This is a genomic window from Psychromonas sp., assembly GCF_983033635.1.
On record NZ_CEZLMY010000001.1, the window covers coordinates 1 to 24,117 of the forward strand.

At 38.8% G+C, this 24,117-nt stretch carries 21 protein-coding genes; 16 read left to right on the plus strand and 5 right to left on the minus strand.

The features are described 5' to 3' along the window. Nucleotides 1-187: 187 nt before the first annotated feature. Together thiI and AC4GME_RS00010 are read left to right on the plus strand one after the other, a co-directional pair. Nucleotides 188-1,642 carry a tRNA uracil 4-sulfurtransferase ThiI gene (gene thiI, locus AC4GME_RS00005; protein WP_490377155.1) on the plus strand — a complete coding sequence of 485 codons (1,455 nt, stop codon included), beginning with the start codon at nt 188-190 and terminating at the stop codon, nt 1,640-1,642. 168 nt (nt 1,643-1,810) lie between these two features. Next, a complete protein-coding gene (locus AC4GME_RS00010) occupies nt 1,811-1,993 on the plus strand; it encodes a DUF1737 domain-containing protein (RefSeq protein WP_490377156.1) in 183 nt (60 codons plus the stop codon). Nucleotides 1,994-2,036: 43 nt separating this feature from the next. On the opposite strand, the gene AC4GME_RS00015 is transcribed toward AC4GME_RS00010, so the two are convergent. Next, on the minus strand, nt 2,037-2,807 hold the full coding sequence (locus AC4GME_RS00015) for an ElyC/SanA/YdcF family protein (protein WP_490377157.1): 771 nt from the start codon (nt 2,805-2,807) through the stop codon (nt 2,037-2,039). 69 nt (nt 2,808-2,876) lie between these two features. On the opposite strand from AC4GME_RS00015, the gene AC4GME_RS00020 reads away from it, so the two are divergent. Both AC4GME_RS00020 and AC4GME_RS00025 read left to right on the plus strand, forming a co-directional pair. After that, nucleotides 2,877-3,662, plus strand: coding sequence for a methyltransferase domain-containing protein (locus AC4GME_RS00020; RefSeq protein WP_490377897.1), 786 nt, complete (start codon nt 2,877-2,879; stop codon nt 3,660-3,662). Further along, nucleotides 3,643-3,867, plus strand: coding sequence for a DUF2835 domain-containing protein (locus tag AC4GME_RS00025; RefSeq protein WP_490377898.1), 225 nt, complete (start codon nt 3,643-3,645; stop codon nt 3,865-3,867). Before AC4GME_RS00020 ends, AC4GME_RS00025 begins: the two co-directional genes overlap by 20 nt. 167 nt (nt 3,868-4,034) lie before the next feature. On the opposite strand, the gene rsmF is transcribed toward AC4GME_RS00025, so the two are convergent. The 4 genes from rsmF to AC4GME_RS00045 form a co-directional block, all read right to left on the minus strand. After that, complete coding sequence (gene rsmF / locus AC4GME_RS00030) at nt 4,035-5,480, minus strand: 16S rRNA (cytosine(1407)-C(5))-methyltransferase RsmF (protein WP_490377899.1); 1,446 nt, start codon at nt 5,478-5,480, stop codon at nt 4,035-4,037. A gap of 332 nt (nt 5,481-5,812) precedes the next feature. Further along, nucleotides 5,813-8,488: a PqiB family protein gene (locus tag AC4GME_RS00035; protein ID WP_490377900.1), complete on the minus strand. Its 2,676-nt coding sequence runs from the start codon at nt 8,486-8,488 to the stop codon at nt 5,813-5,815. Further along, nucleotides 8,481-9,110, minus strand: coding sequence for a paraquat-inducible protein A (locus AC4GME_RS00040; RefSeq protein ID WP_490377901.1), 630 nt, complete (start codon nt 9,108-9,110; stop codon nt 8,481-8,483). Before AC4GME_RS00040 ends, AC4GME_RS00035 begins: the two co-directional genes overlap by 8 nt. After that, nucleotides 9,103-9,696, minus strand: coding sequence for a paraquat-inducible protein A (locus tag AC4GME_RS00045; RefSeq protein ID WP_490377902.1), 594 nt, complete (start codon nt 9,694-9,696; stop codon nt 9,103-9,105). Before AC4GME_RS00045 ends, AC4GME_RS00040 begins: the two co-directional genes overlap by 8 nt. Nucleotides 9,697-9,832: 136 nt before the next feature. Here AC4GME_RS00045 and AC4GME_RS00050 point away from each other — a divergent pair, with 136 nt between their 5' ends. The 12 genes from AC4GME_RS00050 (at nt 9,833) to AC4GME_RS00105 (ending at nt 23,917) form a co-directional block, all read left to right on the plus strand. Next, nucleotides 9,833-10,093 (plus strand): YebG family protein, encoded by a 261-nt coding sequence (locus AC4GME_RS00050; RefSeq protein ID WP_490377903.1) that lies wholly within the window; start codon nt 9,833-9,835, stop codon nt 10,091-10,093. A 146-nt stretch (nt 10,094-10,239) separates the two neighbouring features. Beyond that, nucleotides 10,240-12,147: a threonine--tRNA ligase gene (gene thrS / locus AC4GME_RS00055; protein WP_490378862.1), complete on the plus strand. Its 1,908-nt coding sequence runs from the start codon at nt 10,240-10,242 to the stop codon at nt 12,145-12,147. A gap of 6 nt (nt 12,148-12,153) precedes the next feature. After that, on the plus strand, nt 12,154-12,711 hold the full coding sequence (gene infC, locus AC4GME_RS00060) for a translation initiation factor IF-3 (RefSeq protein ID WP_490378863.1): 558 nt from the start codon (nt 12,154-12,156) through the stop codon (nt 12,709-12,711). Between the two features lie 103 nt (nt 12,712-12,814). Next, nucleotides 12,815-13,012, plus strand: coding sequence for a 50S ribosomal protein L35 (gene rpmI / locus AC4GME_RS00065; RefSeq protein WP_019613447.1), 198 nt, complete (start codon nt 12,815-12,817; stop codon nt 13,010-13,012). 15 nt (nt 13,013-13,027) lie between these two features. Next, a complete protein-coding gene (gene rplT, locus AC4GME_RS00070) occupies nt 13,028-13,384 on the plus strand; it encodes a 50S ribosomal protein L20 (protein WP_015464855.1) in 357 nt (118 codons plus the stop codon). Between the two features lie 225 nt (nt 13,385-13,609). Beyond that, the gene (locus tag AC4GME_RS00075; RefSeq protein WP_490378864.1) at nt 13,610-14,791 is read left to right on the plus strand and encodes an aminotransferase-like domain-containing protein; all 1,182 of its coding nucleotides are present in this window, start codon (nt 13,610-13,612) and stop codon (nt 14,789-14,791) included. Nucleotides 14,792-14,917: 126 nt separating this feature from the next. Beyond that, nucleotides 14,918-15,853 (plus strand): dihydroorotate oxidase, encoded by a 936-nt coding sequence (locus AC4GME_RS00080; RefSeq protein WP_490378865.1) that lies wholly within the window; start codon nt 14,918-14,920, stop codon nt 15,851-15,853. 155 nt (nt 15,854-16,008) lie between these two features. Then, a complete protein-coding gene (locus AC4GME_RS00085; RefSeq protein WP_490376566.1) occupies nt 16,009-18,234 on the plus strand; it encodes a phosphate ABC transporter permease in 2,226 nt (741 codons plus the stop codon). A 16-nt stretch (nt 18,235-18,250) separates the two neighbouring features. Further along, nucleotides 18,251-19,909 carry a phosphate ABC transporter permease PstA gene (gene pstA, locus AC4GME_RS00090; RefSeq protein ID WP_490376567.1) on the plus strand — a complete coding sequence of 553 codons (1,659 nt, stop codon included), beginning with the start codon at nt 18,251-18,253 and terminating at the stop codon, nt 19,907-19,909. Nucleotides 19,910-19,937: 28 nt separating this feature from the next. Next, nucleotides 19,938-20,750: a phosphate ABC transporter ATP-binding protein PstB gene (gene pstB / locus AC4GME_RS00095; RefSeq protein ID WP_490376568.1), complete on the plus strand. Its 813-nt coding sequence runs from the start codon at nt 19,938-19,940 to the stop codon at nt 20,748-20,750. Nucleotides 20,751-20,768: 18 nt separating this feature from the next. Further along, on the plus strand, nt 20,769-21,476 hold the full coding sequence (gene phoU, locus AC4GME_RS00100; protein ID WP_490378866.1) for a phosphate signaling complex protein PhoU: 708 nt from the start codon (nt 20,769-20,771) through the stop codon (nt 21,474-21,476). 668 nt (nt 21,477-22,144) lie between these two features. Beyond that, nucleotides 22,145-23,917: a CocE/NonD family hydrolase gene (locus AC4GME_RS00105; RefSeq protein ID WP_490376570.1), complete on the plus strand. Its 1,773-nt coding sequence runs from the start codon at nt 22,145-22,147 to the stop codon at nt 23,915-23,917. The last annotated feature ends 200 nt before the right edge of the window (nt 23,918-24,117 follow it).

Consider the following 24,117-nt stretch of genomic DNA (forward strand, 5'->3'; position numbering starts at 1 on the left):
GTTATAAAATTTCAATGTAGAGCAACTATACTTCAATTTTATGCCTAGCATCTAAATACAATTTTGCTTGCTGATTTTGCATCTTGAAGTAACATGGGTATAAAATAAAAATTAAGACTACCCTTTGCTCAATTAACTGCAAAGGGTATAATCCGCCTCCTTATTTAACTAGCACAGTGATCAAACCATGAAATTTATCGTTAAACTTTTCCCTGAAATCATGATGAAAAGTCGTCCCGTTCGTAAACGTTTTAGTAAAATGTTGCAGGGTAATATCCGTAATGTTTTAACACGTCACGATGAACAGGTTAAAGTGATTTTAGAGTGGGATAAGATCATTGTTCGCACGACAAATGAAAGCGCTGAAAATAAAACCACACTGATTGAAATGCTTAAAAGCACGCCGGGTATTGCGCACTTTTTAGAAGTGAAAGAGAGTGAGTTTACTGATTTACATGATGCCTATCAGCAAACCCATGCACATATCGGTAATTTATTAGACGGCAAAACCTTCTGTGTGCGTGTTAAACGTATCGGTAAACATGACTTCTCGTCGATTGAAGCTGAACGTTATATCGGTGGCGGGTTAAATCAACACACAGATGCTGCTGGTGTTAAATTAAAAGGCTCAGACATTACCGTTCATCTTGAGATTAACGATAATAAACTGTTTTTTATCGATAAAAGACATCAAGGCTTAGGTGGTTTTCCACTTGGCACACAAGAGTCAGTTTTATCATTAATTTCAGGTGGCTTTGATTCAGGTGTTTCAAGTTATCAACTTATCAAACGTGGCTCCCGTGTACATTACTGTTTCTTTAATTTAGGTGGCGCAGCTCATGAGATCGGTGTGAAGCAGGTCGCTTATCAGTTGTGGAATCGTTTTGGTTCGTCACACCGTGTTAAATTTATCTCTATTCCGTTTGAACCCGTGGTTGCTGAAATTCTAGAGAAAGTTGAAAACGGACAAATGGGCGTTATCTTGAAACGTATGATGATGCGTGCTGCAACCATTGCCGCGCAGCGTCTGGATATAGAAGCCTTAGTGACAGGCGAAGCGTTAGGACAGGTATCGAGCCAAACCCTGCGTAATTTATCTGTGATTGATCAAGTAACTGATATGCTGATTTTACGTCCTCTTATAGCGACTGATAAACAAGATATTATTGATTGTGCCCGTACCATTGGTACAGCAGAGCTTTCTGAAACAATTCCTGAATATTGTGGTGTTATTTCACAACGCCCAACCGTTAAAGCGGTAATGAAAAAAATCGATAAAGAGGAAGCAAAATTTGATCTTTCTCTTATCGAACAGGTTGTGACTGAAGCTAATGTATTAGATATTCGCGATATTGCCAAAGCAGCGCAGGAAGAAGTGTCGGAAGTTGAGTCGGTTTCCGATTTTTCTGAAAATGAAGTGGTGTTAGATATTCGCTCAAGCGAAGAAGAAGAGCAAGCGCCATTAGATATTGATGATGTCACTATTGAGCATCTGCCTTTCTTTAAATTGGCCAGCCAATTTGAAAAATTACCACAAGATAAAACTTACCTTTTATATTGTGCACGTGGTGTGATGAGTCAACTGCAAGCGCTGTATTTAAAAGAAGCCGGCTTTGCCAATGTAAAAGTTTATCGCCCGTAGATTTAAATCTGTAAAGGCACAACTGTTTTAACTCACAAAAACGGCAGTGAATCTGCCGTTTTTTTATGCATCGACGTAGGGCTTTCACAGTTTTAAGCAGTTTTATTTTTTCTTTTCAGATAATAACCGTATGCTAATTCCTTAACCGTCCCCCATAAGGAAAATAATATGCCGCAAGTAAAAGAAAAATACAAATTAATCACTGGCAAAGACAATTCGGAATTTTGTGATCGTATTACAGGGTTATTAAACCAGGGATACGAGTTATATGGTTCGCCTGCGTTGTCGTTTAATGGTGAACATATGATAGTTGCACAGGCCGTTGTTAAAACAGGTACGCAGTTAGTTTAATCAAAGGGCGAATTGAACGCAGTTAAATTCGCCGCAGATCCTGCTATATCAATCCTTTAATTAGGCTCTGAAATTTCCCCAGATACTCATGCCAAGCTATTTTTGTTTTATATAGATAATAAGATGATGGAATATAATAATAGCTAGGTGTTTCGCCTAAACGTTTTTTTGCTAAATAGTTAGCCGGTGCAGGTGTAGGCCCGCTGCCATATTTGAAAAACAGTTGTAGCGCTCGATCCATATGGGTTGCTGAGGTAACAAGTACCGATTTTTTGCCGCGAATCATTGTCGACATAAGCCGCGCCTCATCATCCGTGTCTAAGGTATTATCCAAACGAATAATTTTACTCGCTGGAATATTCATGCTTAATGCTAACTCCTCCATCAATTGTGCATGTGTTTTGAGATCGCCAAAACCAGCTCCTGAAACAACCAATACAGCATTCGGGTTGGCATGATATAAACGTAATGCTTCAATAAAGCGGCTTAATGCAGTTGCAGATAGCTGCCCTGTAACGGGTAAACTCGGATCGGCAATACCACCAGAGCCTAACAGTAAAATATACTCAAAGTTTTGTCTGGCTTGCGCTTGTGCTATTGGCGGATGTTTACGCTCGACAGAATGAACTATCGATTCAGAGACCGGCATCCAACTTAAAACAGATAAAAAAACAAAACTAACTGTTAAAAAGGCTTTTGCGACTTTCTGTTTTTTGCTAAAAAAGAGTAAAATAAGACCGATAAAAAAAAGTATCAGTAATAATGGCAGGGGCATTAATAATCCACCAATCCATTTTTTTAAGATAAATAACATATTGATAATTCACTAAGTATTAAAAGTATAAAAAAGGTGGATTGTAGCATTTAATTAATAGGCGTTAACTTGACCGATCATAATTTCGATAATATCGCACAGAAATTTGTAAAAAATATATATGGTACAAGCAAAGGTAAAATTCGCGAGGCAGTGGTCTGGGATGAATTACAGCATTGCTTGTCATTATTACCGAACCGCTCATTACGTATTTTAGATGCGGGTGGTGGTTTTGGGTTTTTCAGTCAAAAACTAGCTGCTCTTGGGCATCAAGTGGTGCTCTGTGATATCTCCGGTGAATTATTAAAAGAAGCTGAAAAACAGCTTGCAGGTAAAGATTACCAGGGGAATGTTCAGATACTACATTGCTCTATTCAAAATTTACCTGAATTTATAGATGGTAAGTTTGATCTGATTTTAAATCATGCTGTTTTAGAGTGGCTGGCAGAGCCTAAACAAACGTTAAAGGGGTTATTAAATTTCTTATCAGATGATGGTCTGTTATCACTAATGTTTTACAATAAAGAAGCGCAACGTTTTTTTAACTTGCTATCGGGTAATTTTGAATTTGTGGCCAAAGGTATGATCCGAAAAAAAGTGGTACGATTGACACCGACTTCCCCATTGTTGGAAAAAGATCTGCAACAGTGGTTAGAAGAATTCAATATGCAGGTTATCCAAAAAACAGGTGTGCGTGTATTACATGATTATTTAAAAGAGCGCTCCCTTTGTGAAGATAAGTTTGAGTTATTACTTTCGATGGAAAAGATGTATTGTCATCAAGAGCCTTATGCTTCTCTGGGCAGATATACACATTTAACGGTGAAGAAAATTCGTGAAACTTTTTTATTTTAGACTTAATATCTCCTACCAGGCATTTGAACAGTTATATAAAACACCCAATACGGTTGTTAAAGTACGCGATGAGACGGGCCAAATGATTCAATTACCCGCAATGCGTTTTGTGCCATTCTTTTCGCAGCTGGGTGTAAGAGGGCGTTTTCAATTAATGCTTGATGATAATAACAAGTTCCAAAAATTAACGCTTTTAAATCAATAGAAAGTCACAGATGTTTTTCGGGGGCTTGCATAAAAAAAAGGCAAAAAAAAGCCTAGGAATAAAGGGGGAACCTAGGCTAGGGAAACAGATACTTTCCAAATAAGGAATATATATATGAACACCTTTTATTCTAGTCAAGAATAAATAATATACAAACTGTTTGGTAATTATTTTACAAATAAATTATTGTCGCGGATTAATTCTCGCGGCAGGCTGTTTTTAATGCGGTTATTGAGCACTTTTCCTAAACCAATCACATTACCGCGATAACTTAACAACACCTCACCCGTGGCACTGCTTGTTTCAACATCGCGAATATCTCGACCTTGGTAGAATTCTTGTGCCTGCTGCGCATTAAGTTCAAGTTTGTTTGTATTTGCGCTATCACCATAACAGCTGGCAAATTCATGCATGGTTTTAAAACCGACTTTGCGACCTTTACCAAATTGTTCGGCAATTTTAATACCTAATCTTGAAAAGCGTAATTCAGTAATAAGAGGCTCTATTTGTGTTGGAAACAACCAAAACTCTTGATCACGCTGGTAAAGAGTTCCTTGAATATTTTCGATTGCAAACTGTTTATCAAAATAGCTGTACAGCTCTTGAGTGGTTTTTTTATCCGCTTTTGCAAAAGGGAATTTCCCCAGACGTTTTTGTGCTAACTCTGGGCTACTGGTTTTGATCTTTTTAATGGCTGCAACAAAGAAACCTTCACTATCATAAACCTGCGGCCAGATATGCAGGAAGCCCTCTTCTGTACGTGTTTTATCTGCATCCGGGAAAAGTGAATTTAGATCTAAAAATTCAATATGTTCAGGGAATTTGTTTTTTAGGAAATGACAAATATCCTGGTTTTCTTCATGACTTAATGTACAGGTCGAATAGATTAAAATGCCGTTCTCTTTTAATGCATGAAACGCACTTAATATTAGGTCCTGCTGCATTGATGCGATTTCGATAATTGAAGTTTGGCTCCAGTTTTTCATTGCATATCTATCTTTACGTACAGTGCCTTCACCAGAGCAGGGGGCATCTAATAAAATTGCATCAAAAGTGGCGGGTAACCATTGTCCAAATACGCGGGCATCAAAATGAGTTAAAGCGACGTTTTTGATGCCGCAACGCTGAATATTGGCATGTAACATTTTAATGCGACTGGATGAAAACTCATTGGCGATAATCAGCCCCTGGTTGTCCATCTTTGCCGCCATTTGTGTCGTTTTTGAACCAGGTGCAGCTGCTGCATCAAGCAGTATTGATTGCTTTGATTGGTCGAAAAAATGAAAGAGTGCAGTAACCGGCATCATCGAGCTTGCCTCTTGGATATAACAAAGCCCCGCTAAATGTTCCGCACTATTACCAAGCGGGCTAATTTCATTTTCAATTTCAATCCAAAAACCTTCGCTACACCAGGGAATAGGGGTTAAAGTCCAACCTTGCTCAATGGCTCTGTTTTTAAAATCAGCAACAGATATTTTTAATGTATTAACGCGAATAGCACGGCGCAGTGGGCGGTGGCAGAATTCTATCAAATCTTGGATATTCAGGTGTTTCGGTAAAATACCGCTCATCTTATCGATGAATGGTTGCGGCAAAAGGGTGTTGCTATCCATTATTAATCCTTAAAAAAACGCACACTTAAAAGTGTGCGTTATATAACATATTTTGTCAGTAAAAATCCAGGGTCTGTTTACCTTTGCTATTTGTTCCTGCTGGAGGCTGTTTTTATGCTCAGCAAGGCGGAAGTCATGTAGTGTAGTCATTCTACATTAATGACTGATAACGAAGTTGAGTGTAAAAATAGCCCCAGCCCTTCGGGTTGAGCCTGAAAATCCCTCACTCTGCGTTGCTCATCACACATTTAGAACAACTAAACCTCATTCTTCGCGCCTTGATTGAGAAACTTTCAGGCTCAACAGGGGCAAACTTCAAAGATATACAGGCCCTATGGCTTAGGTATTACTAGCTTCCATTCAAGCCATCTGTCATTCATCTCTTTTTTCAGTTTAAAACGCGTAAAAGCATCGCTCATAGGCTGTAAAGGTTGAGTGTCGCTTGTGCTCATGCTGATTCCCCCCTTGATTAAGGAGGTCAATGATGTCGAAGTTAAGGTCGCGCCGGTAATGCCAATATCTAAATTAAAACCGGAAGCCGGCCAAAAGATAGAGTTCTTTCTAATCAGATGTGAGTACTGAGGGTAAATATTGACGGTAATTTCAACGCCTGATGCATCCTCAGATAATTGTTTGTCGATCACCTCGCCAATTTGAATTTGACGATGATAAACAGGGCTACCGATATCTGTTGAGCCTGCATTATCAGCCAACAATATAAGTGGCAAGCCAATATTTTTCAATGCGAGTGTCGGTGCATTACCTTCACCTGCAAATTTATTTGCGGCACCGCCTTTACCGGGTAATACGTTAAGGTAAACACCTGTTACTAGGGTTGATAGATTTTTGGCGCCTGAGAAAGAGAGTTCACTACGAATAATCCAAAAACGGCTGCCTTTTCTAGCCACCTGTTTGGCAAATTGTGGTTGCAGTTCGGCTAGTGCTTGAACTTTATTATCTCTTGTTAGATTTAATTCTTTTATTTCACCAATTACTAAGCCTTTTAGTCTTAACTTACTACCAATTTGTAAATCATAAGCTTGTTCAAATAAGATGCTGATAGTTTGTGGTGGTTGTGTTGCCTGCTGATAGCTATCAAAGAGTTTATATAAACCATTTGCATACTGATTACTTACATTACTAGCTGCAAGGTCAACTGCAATACCACCGCTGGCAATTGACAGTAAAGATTCAGCTTGAATTTTAATGCCTGATAAACCCGCATCGACATTAAAACCACTGATGTTCCAAAAAACACTGTTTTTTGTAATAAGGTGTTTATATTGCCCTTTTATACTTAAGTTTGTGCGCATTAATCCTGAGTCATCGATAGAAAATGAAGAGACTTCACCAATTGGGAATTTATGGTAATAAACAGGCGAACCTTCACTAACTGAAGGTAATTGTTTGCTTAATAGTGCAACGTTTAAAGATCTGCTGAAAACATTTTTACCCAGTTTTGCCATCTCTTTTGAGGGATAGAGTCTAAATGGCTGTTTTTCAATAACTGTATCTGTTTTAGTCGGTTTTTTAACTGGTCGTGAATTATATAAACCAATGCCTCCTGAAATAATATTTTCAAGTGGTGTCGATTGTATTTTCACGCCTTTTAATGAAGCTTTAAAATTGACACCATTAAGCAGGTAAAACTGACTGTTTTTATTAACCAGATACTGGTACTGATGATTGATATTAATAATTGTTTCGATAAATCGACCATTATCTGAAAAATGTAAATGACTTATTTGGCCAATTTTAATACCTTGATAAGAGACAGGATCGCCAGAGTTAAGCCCTGTGGCATCTTCAGTTAACAATAGTAAAGGTAATGCAGGCGCAGCTGGCTTTTGTGTCTGCTGCACCACAAAATGAGTTGTTTTTTTGTTGTTGTTCTTCTTCTGTGATGATTTTGCCGGTGAAAATGCGATGTAATCGCCAGTGATAATATTGCCTAAATTTGCAATTTTAGAAAATGAAATGGATGTTTTTTCTAGCCAGAATTGTGCGCCTTCAGTGATCATTTCACTAAATTGCGGATTTATCACGGCATTTGCCACAAACTGCTTTTTCTCTATTGAATATTGGATATCGGTAATACGGCCAATACCATGGCCTTTAAATAAAATGCCAGCGCCTTTGGGCAGGTTAGTTATATTATTTAAGGAAAGCTCAATTGCAAGCGCCATTTCTGTTTTATCGAGACTTTCAAATAGTTCAAATTCTGAATGTGTTGTTATTGGCGCGCTTTTTGGTGGTGAACTAAATGTAATGCCTCCGGCAATTAAGGAGGTGAGACTATCAAGTTTAAAATCAATACCAGCCCGGGAAATATTCGCGTTCAGGCCACTAATATTCCAAAACTTACTGTCTTCTTTAATTAAGTGCCGGTATTTCGTTTCCACAAAAGCTTTAATATCAACATATTGTCCGTTGTTATTTAAACGTACTCTCGCTACTTCTCCGACTTTTATTTTTTTAAAGAAAAGTGGGGTACCGATAGTGATTGATCCAGCGGTTTTGCTTTTTAAATTTATCAATAATGCATTATCCGGGATGCTGATAGGTTGATCGGTAAGCGCATTAAAAACACTGCTATCATCGCCATCACCGGGTTGTAAGTTGATATAACTGCCTGAAAACAGGGTATCTAGTCCAGAAATAGAGGTAAGAGAAGCTTTAGGAGAAACAAGCCAGAATTTAGTTTTTTCGCGTAACATAAAGGTCGCATGGGACTCAATTTCGGCGATAATATTTATACCACCACTGGTATCTAGTTCGATTTTTTTTACCGTACCGACAATTACCCCTTTATAACGGACTTTTGTTTTATCGACGATAATACTTCCTGCATTTTCAAAGTGTATTTTAATCTCTACATTGGCATGTGTGATATGTTGGAATAATACCCATGTACCAAGTAATGCGGCAATAAAAGGTAAAAACCAAATTGGGGAAATCGAATGCGTTTTTTCGATTTTAGCTTGTTTTTGTGAAAAGTGATTATTCATCTGTTTGAGCGTCCCAAATTAAACGTGTATCAAAATTATTTGCGGCAAATAGTGTGGTCAATACGACAACGGTAAACGAAGTCGCCGCGATTCCAGGGTAAACTGATAACAGGTGCCCTTTATCGAAAACAGCAACCATGATCGAAATAACGAATAGGTCCAGTATTGACCACTTACCAATCCAATCAATTAAATAAAATGCCCAAAGTTGCTTTTTGGGGTTTAAATTCCAATGATTCTGTACTGAGAAAGCAATCACAGCTAATGCAATTATTTTTAAAAACGGTACTACGATTGATGCAACAAAAACGATCAATGCAATACCCGGCATATCACTGTCAACCAGGCTTAAAATGCCAGAAAAAATAGTATCAGGATAAAGTGTATTATTTTTAAGTAAATAGGTGATCGGATATAAATTAGCAGGGAAAATGAAAATGATTGAGGTAATTAAGAATGCCCAGGTTTTTTGTAAACTGTTTTTTTTTCGTTGTGATATTTCATTTAAACAGATAGGGCACTCAGTCGGGTGTTCAACTTGTAGGCTGTAATTACCACAAATTTTGCAAAGTTGCAGCCCTTGTTTAATACCCGTTTTACCTGCAATCGCTATTCTATTCATTTATATATCTTTCCCAATAACTATGATTACTGTAATTACTGATAATAGTCAGATTGAGTAACAGCAGCGCAATAAAAAAATAAAAACCCACACCGAAATAGAGATCGGCATAATTCATCAGTTTAAAAATGGCAACCATTAGACTGACCATATATACCTCTAACATTGACCAGTGCTTAAGAATATAGGTAATTTTTAAAATTTTAGGTAGATAAGCCGGGTGATAATTAAAGGTTAAGCAAGCACTGCTCAGCGCGATGCTGCTTATTAATAATGTTGGCGCAATCACTGCACAAAACAGCACCACAAATGCAACTACTGGTGCGTTATCGATCATCATCAGCGCACCTTGTAATAAATTTGTCCCTTCTGTGATACCCAATAAATGAATAGAAATTAATGGGAAATAAAAAGCGGGTACGATAATAATAAGCGCAGCTAAACATAGCGCAAGCATACCCGATGGACTGCACCAACTGTTTTTATAGATAACGCTCTCACAGCGAATACATTTTGCTACATATCCAGAGGGCATGTTAGGTACATGTGAAACCATATCACAATGGCGACAGATGATTGTTTTCATTAGCTTAATTCATGTGTATAAGTCATTAATATAGAAGATAGCAAATTTTAACAAAACTTGCATTTTTGTTGTGAATCTTTTACTGTATAAAAAAACATGTACCAACCTAGCTAAATATTAGTTTAAAGAGGCCGCCGTGGCAGTAATCATAAAATACATTGTAGAAAGAAAGGGTGTTGAAAAAATGACCTTTACCAGCAAGAAAGAAGCTGACGCTTATGACAAAATGCTAGATAGCGCGGATCAATTAGCTGCCTTTTTAGGGGCCAGTTCTGTGACGCTTGATGATGAGCAGTTAGAAGAGTTGGGGTTATATTTAGCAAGTAATAAAGAAGTGGTGCAAAATTTACTTAAGGGTAGTGAATTTCATGCAGCTGGTAATCTGGAGCAGGAATAAAAACTCACAACTTAATCTTAGATAAAGTGACTTTTATTAATCACTGTCGCTTTTCATCTAGCCGTTATTGCTTTAAAATGCGCGCTTTATTTATGGATTAATACAAATGCTTTTTGGTTGGAAGCATCACTGTGAGGAAATATAGCATGCCAATTATTACTCTTCCCGACGGTAATCAACGTCAATTCGAAAATACTACCTCTATTATGGAAATCGCCGCTGATATCGGCCCTGGGCTTGCCAAAGCATGTATTGCTGGCCGAGTTGATGGTCAATTAGTTGATGCTTGTGATCCGATTGATAAAGACGTTAATGTTTCAATTATTACCGCTAAAGATGACGAAGGTTTAGAAATTTTACGTCACTCATGTGCGCATCTATTAGGCCATGCTATTAAGCAATTATATCCAAAAGCTAAAATGGCAATTGGACCAACAATTGAAAATGGCTTTTATTATGATATTGATCTTGATGTTGCTATCAATGATGAAGAGCTTGCTAAAATTGAAAAACGCATGAACGAATTAGTGAAAACTAATTATAAAGTGATCAAGAAAAAAGTATCTGTAGAAGAAGCAAAAGCGCTATTTAAAGAGCGTGGTGAAGAATATAAATTAGAGATCCTCGAAGGTATTCATAAAGATGACAGTCCAGGACTTTATCATCACGAAGAGTATGTTGATATGTGTCGTGGTCCTCACGTACCGATGATGAAATTCAGCCAATACTTTAAATTAATGAAAGTAGCGGGTGCATACTGGCGTGGTAACTCTGACAATAAAATGCTGCAGCGTATTTATGGTACAGCATGGGCTGATAAAAAACAGCTGAAAGCATACCTGAAACGCCTTGAAGAAGCAGCTAAACGTGATCACCGTAAAATTGGTAAGCAGTTAGATCTTTACCATATGCAGGAAGAGGCTCCAGGTATGGTGTTCTGGCATAGCAACGGTTGGACAATTTATCGTGAATTAGAGAAATATGTCCGTGAGCAAACGGAAGCTTATAACTACCAGGAAGTAAAAGCGCCACAAATACTTGATCGTTCACTTTGGGAGAAATCAGGTCACTGGGGTAAGTACAAAGACAATATGTTCTGTACCTGCAGTGAAAATCGCGATTACGCGATCAAACCAATGAATTGTCCTGGTCATGTGCAAATATTTAACCAAGGTTTAAAATCTTACCGTGATCTGCCGCTGCGTATGGCAGAGTTCGGTTCTTGTCATCGTAACGAACCATCAGGTTCATTACATGGTTTAATGCGAGTACGTAGTTTTACCCAGGATGATGCCCATATCTTCTGTACCGAAGAGCAGATTCTTGCTGAAGTTTCTGCTTGTATTCAGATGGTATTTGAATGTTATAAAACATTTGGTTTTGAAGATGTCGTTGTTAAATTATCGACCCGTCCAGATCAGCGCGTGGGTGATGATGCAACTTGGGATAAAGCCGAGGCTTCACTTGCAGATGCTTTAACCAAAAATGAGATTGATTACGAAATATTACCTGGTGAAGGCGCTTTCTACGGCCCTAAAATTGAATTTACTTTATATGATTGTTTAGGTCGTGCTTGGCAGTGTGGTACAATCCAGCTTGATTTCTCAATGCCAGGTCGTTTAGACGCGTCATTTGTTGGTGAAGATAACGAACGTCATACGCCAGTTATGATTCATCGTGCAATATTAGGATCACTTGAACGCTTTATCGGTATTTTAACGGAAGAGTATGCAGGCATTTATCCGACGTGGTTATCACCTCAACAGGTGGTAGTTATGAATATTACCGATAAACAGTCTGATTTTGTTGATGAAATCGTAAATAAATTGAAAAAATCAGGTATTAGAGCCATTTCGGACTTGAGAAATGAGAAGATAGGCTTTAAAATCCGCGAACATACTTTAAAGCGTGTTCCATATTTACTTGTTGTTGGCGACAAAGAAGTCGAAGCAAATGAAGTAGCTGTAAGAACACGCAAAGGTGATGATTTAGGTAAGTTCAAAGTTGAAGACTTTGTAACTTACGTTAAAGAAGAAATCATCACTCGTCGATAATTATTTTTGGAGGAATTTGTTATAAAAGGTGCAAAAAAAGCCCCACAACAGGGCAATAAACATCGTTTGAATGAAGAGATCACTGGAACAGAAGTGCGTTTATCTGACTCGGAAGGCAAACCAATTGGTGTTGTTTCTTTAGAAGATGCAAAAAATATGGCATTTGATCAAAATCTTGACCTGGTTGAGATTAGTCCAAATGCAGAACCACCAGTTTGTCGCATCATGAATTATGGCAAATTTCTCTATGAGAAGAGCAAATCCGTTAAAGAACAACGGAAAAAGCAAGTTCAGATTCAGCTGAAGGAAATTAAATTCCGTCCTGGAACTGACGAAGGCGATTATCAGGTAAAACTACGCAACCTGACTCGTTTTCTTACAGAGGGTAATAAAGCTAAAGTAACGCTACGTTATCGTGGTCGTGAAATGGCACACCAATCAATCGGACTAGCTCTTTTAAACCGTATAAAAGCGGATTTAGCTGAGATATCTGTTGTCGAATCTTTCCCGAAAATGGAAGGTCGTCAAATGGTTATGGTGTTAGGCCCTAAACGTGCTAGCTAAGGCATAAAGTAGTATTTATTCTGTTGTGCGTTAATCTAATGCGCAGCAGTTTTTATATTCGCCTTACTGGTTTAATTTAAATTTTAACAATGCGGAGTTCGCAATGCCTAAAATGAAATCTAACAAAGGTGCTGCAAAGCGCTTTAAAAAGACTGCTTCTGGTGGTTTTAAGCGTAAGCAATCACACTTACGTCACATCCTTACTAAGAAGTCTACTAAACGTAAACGCCACCTACGTGCTCAAAGCATGGTAGCAAAAGTAGACGTCCCAAGTGTTAACAGAATGTTACCATTCGCTTAAGTAAGGAATTAAAAGATGCCAAGAGTAAAACGTGGTGTACAAGCGCGTGCACGTCATAAGAAAGTCTTAAAACAAGCTAAAGGTTATTACGGAGCTCGTTCACGTGTTTATCGCGTAGCGGTTCAAGCTGTAACTAAAGCTGGTCAATACGCTTACCGTGACCGTCGTCAACGTAAACGTGTATTCCGTCAACTATGGATTGCGCGTATTAACGCTGCATCTCGTATTAGCGGTCTATCTTACAGCCGTTTCATCAATGGTCTTAAAAAGGCTTCTGTTGAAATCGATCGTAAGATTCTTGCTGATATCGCAGTATTTGATAAAGCAACATTTGCTCATTTAGTTGAAGTAGCTAAAAAAGCACTTGCTTAATCACACTGTTTGATAAGTAAATAGATTTTTAAAAGGAGACATTATGTCTCCTTTTTTTTTAATCTGAAATTAATACCCATTTAATTAAATAATTTAAAGTTATAGGCTGATAGTTAATTAATTTGATTGGTATAAGGATAAACCTTGTTATTTGCATTTAAATAACATAAAAAGGTCAGTCTGCATTTTTGCAGTAATTTAATAATTGTTATTATGGATAATTTTATGAACGAGCTTTTCTCAAATCGTATCTCTGGTGTACCACCATCTTTCATTCGTGAAATTCTAAAGGTTGCTGTTGATCCATCGATCATCTCATTCGCAGGCGGACTTCCCAACCGGGATCTATTTCCAGTCGATGCGCTGCAAAAAGCGACTAATGATATTTTTATTGAAGATGGTAAAGACATTTTACAATACAGTAGTACTGAAGGTTATCTGCCGCTGCGTGAAATGATTGCTGCTGACTATAAGCGCAAAGGGTTAGAGATAAGTGTTGATGAAATCCTGATCACCAATGGCTCTCAACAAGGTCTAGATCTTCTTGGTAAAGTATTGCTCAATGAAGGTGATGAAGTTTTAATTGAAGAGCCTGGTTATTTAGGTGCGATTCAAGCATTCGAAGTCTATTCTGCAAAATTCAATTCAGTACCTGTCCACCAAGATGGAATGGATATCGACGTATTGCAACAAACATTAAAAACAAGCAACGCTAAGTTAATGTATACAGTGCCAAACTTTCAAAATCCGTCAGGTATTTCATATACCAATGAAAACCGTCAAGCAGTTGCACAATGTTTGTCGAAAACCAAGACGTTATTAATAGAAGATAACCCATATGGCGATTTACGTTTTTCTGGTGAAGAAAAGCAGTCTTTTAAAGCGTTATTGCCAGAGCAGACTATTTTACTTGGTTCATTTTCTAAAACCGTTGTACCTTCATTTCGTTTAGGTTGGATTGTTGCGCCAAAAGCTTTGATGGAAAAACTGGTAATTGCAAAACAAGCAGGGGATTTACACTCGAACTATTTCTGTCAACGTGTACTGCATCGTTTTTTGCAAGATAATGATTTGAAGGCGCATATTGAAAAGATTATTGCTGTATACGGTAAGCAAAAAGCAGTAATGGAAAAGGCGATTGAACGTTATTTTCCAAAACAGGTGACTTACCTGAACCCGGAAGGTGGTATGTTCTTGTGGGTAACCTTGCCTGAAAAACTTTCTGCGACAACTTTATTTGATAAAGCAATTGAACAGAAAGTTGCCTTTGTACCGGGCGACCCATTCTATGTAAAAAAACGCGGTTTAAATACCCTGCGTTTAAATTTCTCAAGTGTTGATCCTGATATTATTGAAGAAGGAATAAAACGTTTAGGTACAGTGCTGCATCAGTTATTAGATAACTGATCTATTACTAATAATTATCTGCAGAAAGCCAGTCAATTGATTGGCTTTTTTGTTTTTTATCAAACAGATAAAACGTGATCTGTAATACACTTGCTCAGTAATTCTGACTTATATATGGAGAACTTAATGAGCACTATCGATCTATCTACGCAAATTGCAGGTGTTAATCTAGGTAGTTATCTAATGAATGCTTCCGGTCCTAAGTGTACAACTTGGGAAGAGCTTGAAGTAATTGGAAAATCTGCATCAAGTGCAATTGTTACCAAGTCTTGTACTATGGAGTTTCGTGAAGGAAACCCAGAGCCACGTTACAGTGACTTACCATTAGGCTCAATTCAGTCGATGGGGTTACCTAATTTAGGCTATAAAGCTTACCTTGAAATGGTGCCTAAACTCAAAGCTATGGGTAAACCTGTTGTTGTGAGTATTTCAGGATTTAGTATTGAAGATAATATAGAAATGGTCAGTGCGTTTCAAAATAGCGATGTTGATCTGATTGAGGTTAACTTCTCATGTCCGAATATCCCGGGTAAAGCACAAGTTGCTTATGATTTTGAACAGACTGAATCAGCGCTTGCGGCATTAACTAAATTAGGTAACAAACCGATTGGTATTAAACTTGCTCCCTATTTTGATATGTCGCATTTTATTGCCGTTGCGAATATTATTAAAAAATTCCCGGTTAAATTTATTACTTGTGTTAACTCAATTGGTAATACATTAATTATTGATCCTGAAACAGAGCAGCCGATTATTAAACCCAAAGGTGGATTTGGTGGTTTATGTGGCGACTATATTAAACCGATTGGTTTAGCCAATGTGCGCGCATTCCGTGAACTGTTAGATGACAGTGTGCAAATTATCGGTGTAGGTGGTATCAAAACAGGGACTGATGCATTTGAATATCTGCTTGCAGGTGCTGATGCGGTGCAAATTGCAACTTGCTTTGAAAAAGAGGGCGACGCTTGTTTTGCCCGCATTGAAGATGAGTTAAAAACGTTTATGGTAAAAAAAGGTTATAACAAACTAATCGATGCAAAAGGTAAACTAAAACCTTTATAATATTGTCTTAAAATCCTATTTAAACGCTTTATTTCTAAAGCGTTTTTATTTCTTCTGTTTAATTTATTGTTTTACTTCACAACCGTTGCATTTGTCATACAACTGTCACAAAAGCGCCATATACTCATCGCTATCAATTATGATGGAGATAGTAAATGGATCGCGATTTATCGAACACGTTACAAGCAGATCAGAAGCGTGTTATCAAGGATAAGCTAGTCAAATACTGTATCACCAGTGGTGGTGCATTAGTGCTTGTTACACTGTTACTAATATTTGCTTATCTGCTCTATGTTGTTTTACCCATTTTTGCCCCTGTCTCAATTGCAGCCCAGAAAGAGTTTTCTTATCAAAGTAACGGCAATGTATTGGCATTAGGTCTGGATGAACAAAATGATATTGCTTATCAAATCAGTGATGATGGCAAACTTTCCTTTTATTCATTACGCAGTAAAGAGTTAGGTAATTTATTACTTGAAGAGAGCATGCTTAGCGAATACTCCGCTTTTGCTAAAACGTCCGCAACTAGCAATGCATACATATTTGCAAATTCACAAGGGCAAGCGCTAATATTCAAACCTGAATTTGAAACTTCCTACCCTGATGATATTCGTCTGATCACACCTGAAATTATCTATCCATTTGGTGCAGAGAAACTGCAAATTGATGCTCAAGCGCATAAAATCACAGCGGTAAGTTTTGAGTTCGGTGAAGAAGGTGCTGCAATTGCTGCGGTAACGGATGATAAGCGCGGGATCTACTTAGCACTGACTGCTACTGAAGATATGATGACTGAAGAATTAGTTTGGCAGCAGGAGGTGGTTGCGCTTCCCTCTTTACCTAATCAAATTGAGCAAATGCTACTTAGCCCTGACTTAAAAAACCTGTTTGTGCGTTCAAATAACGATCTTTTAGTGTATGACGTTTCTGATATTGAAAATATTCGCGTTAAATCTGCGCTGGCCATTAATGCCTTAGATGCCAATGTTACCGATATGCAACTGCTAACCGGCGCGAGTTCTTTAATCGTTGCAAATGATAATGGTGTTATCAGCCAGTGGTTTGAAGTACTGCAGGATAATAAACGCACCTTTACATTTATTCGTGATTTTAAAGCATCAGCCAAGGTGACCTCTATTACTCCTGAATATTTCAGAAAAGGATTTTTAAGCACGGATCAACAGGGTTATTTATCTGTCTTTCATACCACTGGTGCTACACAATTATTAAATGAAAAACTGAGCAGCAGTGAAAATATGCAAGTTGCAATATCACCACGTGCAAATGCATTATTGCTTGCCGACGACAGCCGATTACGTTTATTTTCCATTGATAATGAGCATCCCGAAATCACCTGGTCTGCACTTTGGCAAAAAGTCTGGTATGAAGGTTACCCTGAGCCTAAATACCTATGGCAATCAACGTCTGCAAGTGATGATTTTGAAGCGAAAATGAGTTTGGTTCCTATTTCATTCGGTACGATTAAAGCTGCATTTTATGCGATGCTATTTGCGGTTCCCATTGCTATCTCGGCCGCCATTTATACTGCATATTTTATGTCAGCAGGTATCCGTTCATATATCAAACCAACGGTCGAAATTATGGAAGCATTACCGACTGTTATTTTAGGCTTCTTAGCTGGTCTGTGGTTAGCACCACTGATTGAGAATCAACTGCCGGGTATCATTCTATTGATAATTAGCTTACCGCTTAGCGTATTAGCTACGGCATTGGCTTGGGGCGCTTTGCCTAAACAGATTAAAGAGTCAATTCCCGAAGGTTATCACCCGTTAATTCTAATACCAATTCTATTGCTTGTTGGTTATGCCTCAATGAGTTTCAGCAGCACATTGGAGTTATGGTTATTTAATGGTGATACCCGTATGTATTTAACTAATGAGTTAGGTATTAATTTTGACCAGCGTAATTCACTGGTTGTCGGTATTGCAATGGGCTTTGCTGTTATTCCTACTATCTTCTCAATTGCAGAAGATGCAATTTTCAGTGTACCTAAAAGTTTAACCATGGGGTCATTGGCGCTAGGGGCTACACCCTGGCAGACACTGGCAAAAGTGGTTATTTTAACCGCCAGTCCAGGTATTTTTTCTGCCGTTATGATGGGCGCAGGACGTGCTATCGGGGAAACCATGATTGTATTGATGGCGACGGGTAATACACCAATTATGGATTGGAATATATTTGAAGGGATGCGCTCTTTATCAGCAAATATCGCTGTTGAGATGCCTGAGTCTGAGGTGGGCAGCTCGCATTATCGAGTACTGTTTTTAGCTGCATTTGTTCTTTTCATCTTTACATTTTTCTTTAATACGGTGGCAGAGTTTGTTCGCCAGCGTTTACGTGAAAAATACTCAAGCCTGTAAATAGGAGTTAGTGATTATGGGTAAATGGTTTAAATCAGGAACGCCTTGGATATGGATGACGGGTGGGGCTGTGAGTCTAAGTTTGATTGCAGTTATCGGCCTGTTTATATTAATCGGTTGGCGCGGGTTAAGTTTCTTTTGGCCAAGCACTGTTTATCAATTTGATATGCTTGATAAACAAGGCCAGCAGTACAAGGTTATCGGTGAAATCTACGATACTGAGAGTGTGTTGAAAGATCAACTTATCGCAGCTGGCGTCACTGGGCTGGAAGATAAGGAAGATACATTGCAGCGTTACTTAATTAAAATCGGTAACCGTGAGTATGTAGATCTGGATTTTCAATGGGTTTTAGAAACAATTATTGCCGATAAAACCATACCAAAAGATGTTGTTGTATTTGAACGAACTAAAAATGGTAATTTTTACGGTTATATTGAAGGAATTCAGGAAAATGGCCAGGCAGTTACAGTCGAAAAATCACAATTTAAAGATGAACTGCAAAAAAGAGTGGAACGTTCATTAGCTTTAAAAGGCAAAGAAGAAAAATTATTAAGCGCTGATATTGGTCATATTAATTTCGATTTAGAAAAAATTCGTCTTAAAAAACGTAAATTAGATATGGACGGCTTATTAACCGCAGAAAAGATCCAACAGCTTGATAAAGAAAGTGAACTGTTACGTAACGAATACCTTGTCTTAGAAGAGCAGCTATTTACCTACCGTAAACAAGCACAACGCGATAGTGTACTGGTACGAGATATGAGTGGCCGTAGCGTGATATTGCCAATGTCTAGCGTATTAGATTTCTATCTGCCTAACGATATGGCTTTCTTTACTAAGGTAAAACATTGGTTTCATCAAGTTGGCAAATTTATCAGCGACGACCCGCGAGAAGCAAATACTGAAGGGGGCGTTTTTCCTGCAATTTTCGGCACCGTATTTATGGTGATGTTAATGGCAGTGATTGTCACACCATTTGGGGTTGTTGCTGCTATCTATCTGCACGAATATGCAGGTAAAAATAACATTACTAAGTTCATACGTATTGCTGTAATTAATCTGGCGGGTGTTCCATCCATTGTTTATGGTGTTTTTGGCTTAGGTTTCTTTGTTTATATTGTCGGTGGCAGTATTGATGAATTGTTATATCCAGCAGCACTACCTGCACCAACCTTTGGCTCACCAGGTGTATTGTGGTCGGCATTAACTTTAGCAATTTTAACCTTACCTGTTGTGATTGTTTCAACAGAAGAAGGTTTAAGTCGTATCCCAAGCTCATTACGCGAAGGCTCGCTTGCACTTGGTGCGACTAAATCAGAAACCTTGTGGCGAATTATTGTGCCAATGGCAAGCCCTGCGATTATGACAGGTTTGATTTTAGCGGTAGCACGTGCTGCAGGTGAAGTTGCTCCATTGATGTTGGTCGGCGTGGTTAAAATGGCACCAACCTTACCTGTTGATGGTAACTTCCCGTTTTTGCATCTTGAACGCAAGTTTATGCACCTTGGTTTCCATATTTATGATGTTGGTTTCCAAAGCCCGAATATAGAAGCCGCACGCCCTCTGGTATATGCCACGTCATTTTTATTAGTGACGGTCATTATAGGCCTGAATTTAGCTGCTATTGCCATTCGAAATAATTTAAGAGAAAAATACCGAGCGTTAGAACATTAGTTCTAAAGCCCCAAAGTAGGATATACAAATGATCACATTAGCAAAATCGAGCACAGAAAAAGATCTATTAAGTCATTTAAGTGCTGAAAAAACCGCATTAGAGATTAAAAATTTGGATCTCTATTATGGTGATAAACAGGCTTTATTTGATGTTTCGATGAAAATACCGAAAGGTAAAGTAACCGCCTTTATCGGTCCTTCAGGTTGTGGTAAATCGACCCTATTACGTTGTATTAACCGTATGAATGATTTGGTTGATATCTGTCGTGTCGATGGCAATATCGCATTGCAGGGCACCAATATTTATGACAAGTCGGTCGATGTAGCCGCACTGCGTCGTCGTGTTGGGATGGTGTTTCAGCGACCAAACCCTTTTCCAAAATCTATTTATGAAAATGTTGTCTACGGTTTACGTTTGCAAGGTATTAAAGATCGTCGCACTTTAGATGAGGCTGCGGAGAATTCATTACGCAGTGCCGCGCTATGGAATGAAGTTAAAGATCGTTTGCATGATAATGCATTCGGCCTCTCTGGTGGACAGCAACAACGTTTAGTGATTGCCCGTGCCGTTGCAATTGATCCTGAAATATTATTGCTTGATGAGCCAACATCTGCACTTGATCCTATTTCAACGCTTACTATTGAAGAGTTGATTACGGAGCTTAAAGAAAAATTTACAGTGGTCATTGTGACCCATAATATGCAGCAGGCTGCGCGTGTTTCAGATCAAACCGCCTTTATGTATATGGGCAAGTTAATCGAGTATTCAGATACCAATACACTGTTTACCACGCCTACACAAAAACAGACCGAAGACTACATCACAGGCCGTTACGGATAATAAATTAAGGAATAAATAATGGAAACTTTAAATATTAATCGCCATATTTCAGGGCAGTTTAATAGTGAATTAGAGAGTGTTCGTAATCAAGTGATGCAGATGGGCGGGTTAATCGAACAGCAACTTACTGATGCGCTGGCTGCGATGGCTGATGATAATATTGATCTTGCACGGCAGGTGATCATCAAAGATAAAGAGGTTAATCAGTTTGAATCAAATGTAGATCAGGAGTGTTCACAGATTATTGCCAAGCGTCAGCCGGCAGCAAGTGATTTGCGCTTAATACTGACTATTATGAAAAGCATTACAGAACTGGAACGTGTTGGTGATGGTGTTGCAGAAATCGCTCGTATGGTGATGGAAAACCATGGTAAAGACGTTCCTTCGCTGATTGGGTTAGATAATATGGGGCAGATTGTATTAAAGATGTTACATAACTCTTTAGATGCATTTACGCGTTTAGATTTAAAAGCGGCCATTATGATTCACAATGAAGACAAAAAAGTGAATCGCCAATATGAAAGTATTGTACGTGAACTGATGACCTTTATGATGGAAGATCCGCGTTCCATTCCTTTTATTTTAAAAGTGCTGGCTGCTGCGCGTTCGATAGAGCGAATCGGCGATCGCTGTCAAAATCTTTGTGAACATATTGTTTATCTGGTAAAAGGTGTCGATGTTCGTCATGCAACAATGGAAGAGATTAACTCGTTTTTAGCAGAGTAAAAATGAAAGGGCTATAATGTGTATTAGTTCAGATAATGCTCGATTTTCCTGAAACCGAGCATTACAAAAGCTGATATATACCCATGTTACCTCAAGATGTTTTGTCAGGCACTAGATCGAGCACCAGAACAAGGAGCAACATGAGGTAATGGTGACCCCTTTTCGATTGTTGCAACGCGGGACTGGTTTTCGAGTTAGCGCCCCGTAGGGCAAGGCAAGCCGCACCAATCTGCGTTGTTATAAAATCTCTATGTAGAATAACTATACTTCAATTTTATGCCTAGCATCTAGGCACAGCTTGCCTTGCTGACTTTGCATCTTGAAGTATCATGGGTATGTAGACAACTTTGGGACATTAGCTTGTTAGAATTGAGCCTGTATTTGCTTAGTCCACAATATCGAGAAATTAAAAATCAGGCTTCATTGAAATATTGAAGCACAGAACCGTCATTAATAAGCCATCATAGCCAATAAGAAGCCCCATAATCATTTCCTCCGCTAAATTTAAGAGTTCACTTCTAGAAAATAGAACAACATATTGAATAACAAGTAAATTTTAATTTTGTATCTATACTTTAAAGTTACGGCTGAAAGGAGTAATTCTACAGCCTAGTTAGTTGACCAATTGCCTAAGACTTAGAAATGAGAACACTCTTAAGAGGTTTATTATGAAAGCAAAAATCATGAATGTAATTGGGACAATTCAGGCTGTCGCACCAATATTGGGAAATGCGTTGAAAAGTGGTCAGCTTTTTAATCCCAAAGCCGACCTTACCGAACCTGATCCGGATGTGTTATGTGAATATGATGTTGAAATACCGATGAGTGAAGGCTTTTCTCTGACCGCAAACATCTTCCGTTCAAAAAAAGCAGCATTAAATGGTGAAAGAATACCGGTAGTGATGTGTGCACACCCGTATGACAATCATCTCACTCCCGCACTTAAAAAAACACCTATGAATGGTCCTCCTCAACAATATCGTCTGATTCCTCAGGCCGGAGGAAGGCCTAAATTCTCCAAATTGACGAGTTGGGAGTCTCCGGATCCCAATTTTTGGATTCCAGCTGGATATGCGGTAGTCAATATTAATCTGCCTGGTTACGCGAACAGTGGCGGTCCACCTTCCGCATTCACTGAACATCAGGGTAAATGTTACTACGAGGCTATTGAGTGGATTGCAAATCAACCCTGGTGTAGCGGTAAAGTGGGACTCAATGGTGTAAGCTTCCTGGCGATTAGTCAATTCCATGTTGCTGCTTGTCAAGCCTACGGAGGGCCTCCTCCTTCTTTATGCTGCATTTCTCCATGGGAAGGGCTTACCGATCCATATCGCGATATTTTTTGTTTTGGTGGAGTAGAAGAAAGTGGTTTTCCCACATTTTGGTGGAATACGGAAGTAAAACCTGTGATCAATGGCACCCAAAAAGACTTTAAAAATTTCGAGGGGTGTATCGCAACAGACTGGTTAAAGGAGCATCCATTATACGATGATTTCTGGAAAGCCAAAGCTGCCAAGTTAGATGAGATTACTATCCCGATGCTGGTGTGTGCTTCCTTCTCTGACCATGGCTTGCATACGATGGGCTCATTCCGAGCTTTTGAAAAAGCGAAGTCTAAGTATAAATGGGTGTATACACATCGCACCGGCAAGTGGGTGTCATATTATTCACAAGAGGTGCAGAAGATGACCAAGGAGTTTATGGACTGCTTCTTGAAAGATGATACTACAAGTGGTTTTTTGGAAACGTCCCCCGTACGGCTGGAAGTCAGCTCCAAGCTCGATGAAATTCACGAGGTTCGTTATGAAAATGAATGGCCGATTGCTCGGACCCAATATACAAAACTCTATTTGAGCGAACAACCCAATATCTTGTCTATTGAAAAACTTGGGAAAAATTTAGAAGTGGTATATCCGGCAAAAAAAGGGAAAGCATTATTCAGCTTTAAGTTTTCCGAGGATACAGAATTAAGTGGTTATATGAAGTTAAGGGTTTGGGTGGAAGCCCGAGCATGTAAAGAGGGAGACCCGCAACCGGATGATATGGCGATGTTTATAGCCGTAAATAAGCTCGATCGAGATGGGAATTCTGTTCGCTTCAACGGTTCCGTTGGAATCAATGGGGATATGGTTACCCGAGGGTGGTGTAAAGTTTCCCGGCGCGAACTTGATCCTGATGAATCGACAGAGTGGCACCCTGTTCAAAAAGGGACTTCGGAGCAGAAGTTAAAAGCTGGTGAAATTGTACCTGTTGATATTGAGCTCTATCCCAGTAGTACTTTTTTTGCGGCTGGAGAAACCCTGCAACTTATCATTGCAGCAGATGAAATTGTTCCTTCGCCTCCGTATAGAAAGTCGGCAGACTGCAATCATGGCAAGCATGTTCTTCACTTTGGAGGAAGGTATGATTCGTATCTTCTTATTCCAAAAATACCACTATAAGAAGGACTTTCAAGCTCCACCTGGCACGGTAGCGCATTAACCGATAAAGCGGGCGTGACCAGCAGAAAGTGAGCCGTTTAAGAGGGCCGGCAAGTAATGGTCTGCTAACAATGCGCTGCAGGCAGGCTTAACTAGCTCGCTTTTCCTGAAAGCGTGCACAAAGCTCCACTCGCAATGAAGCTATAAATTTTGCACTAATG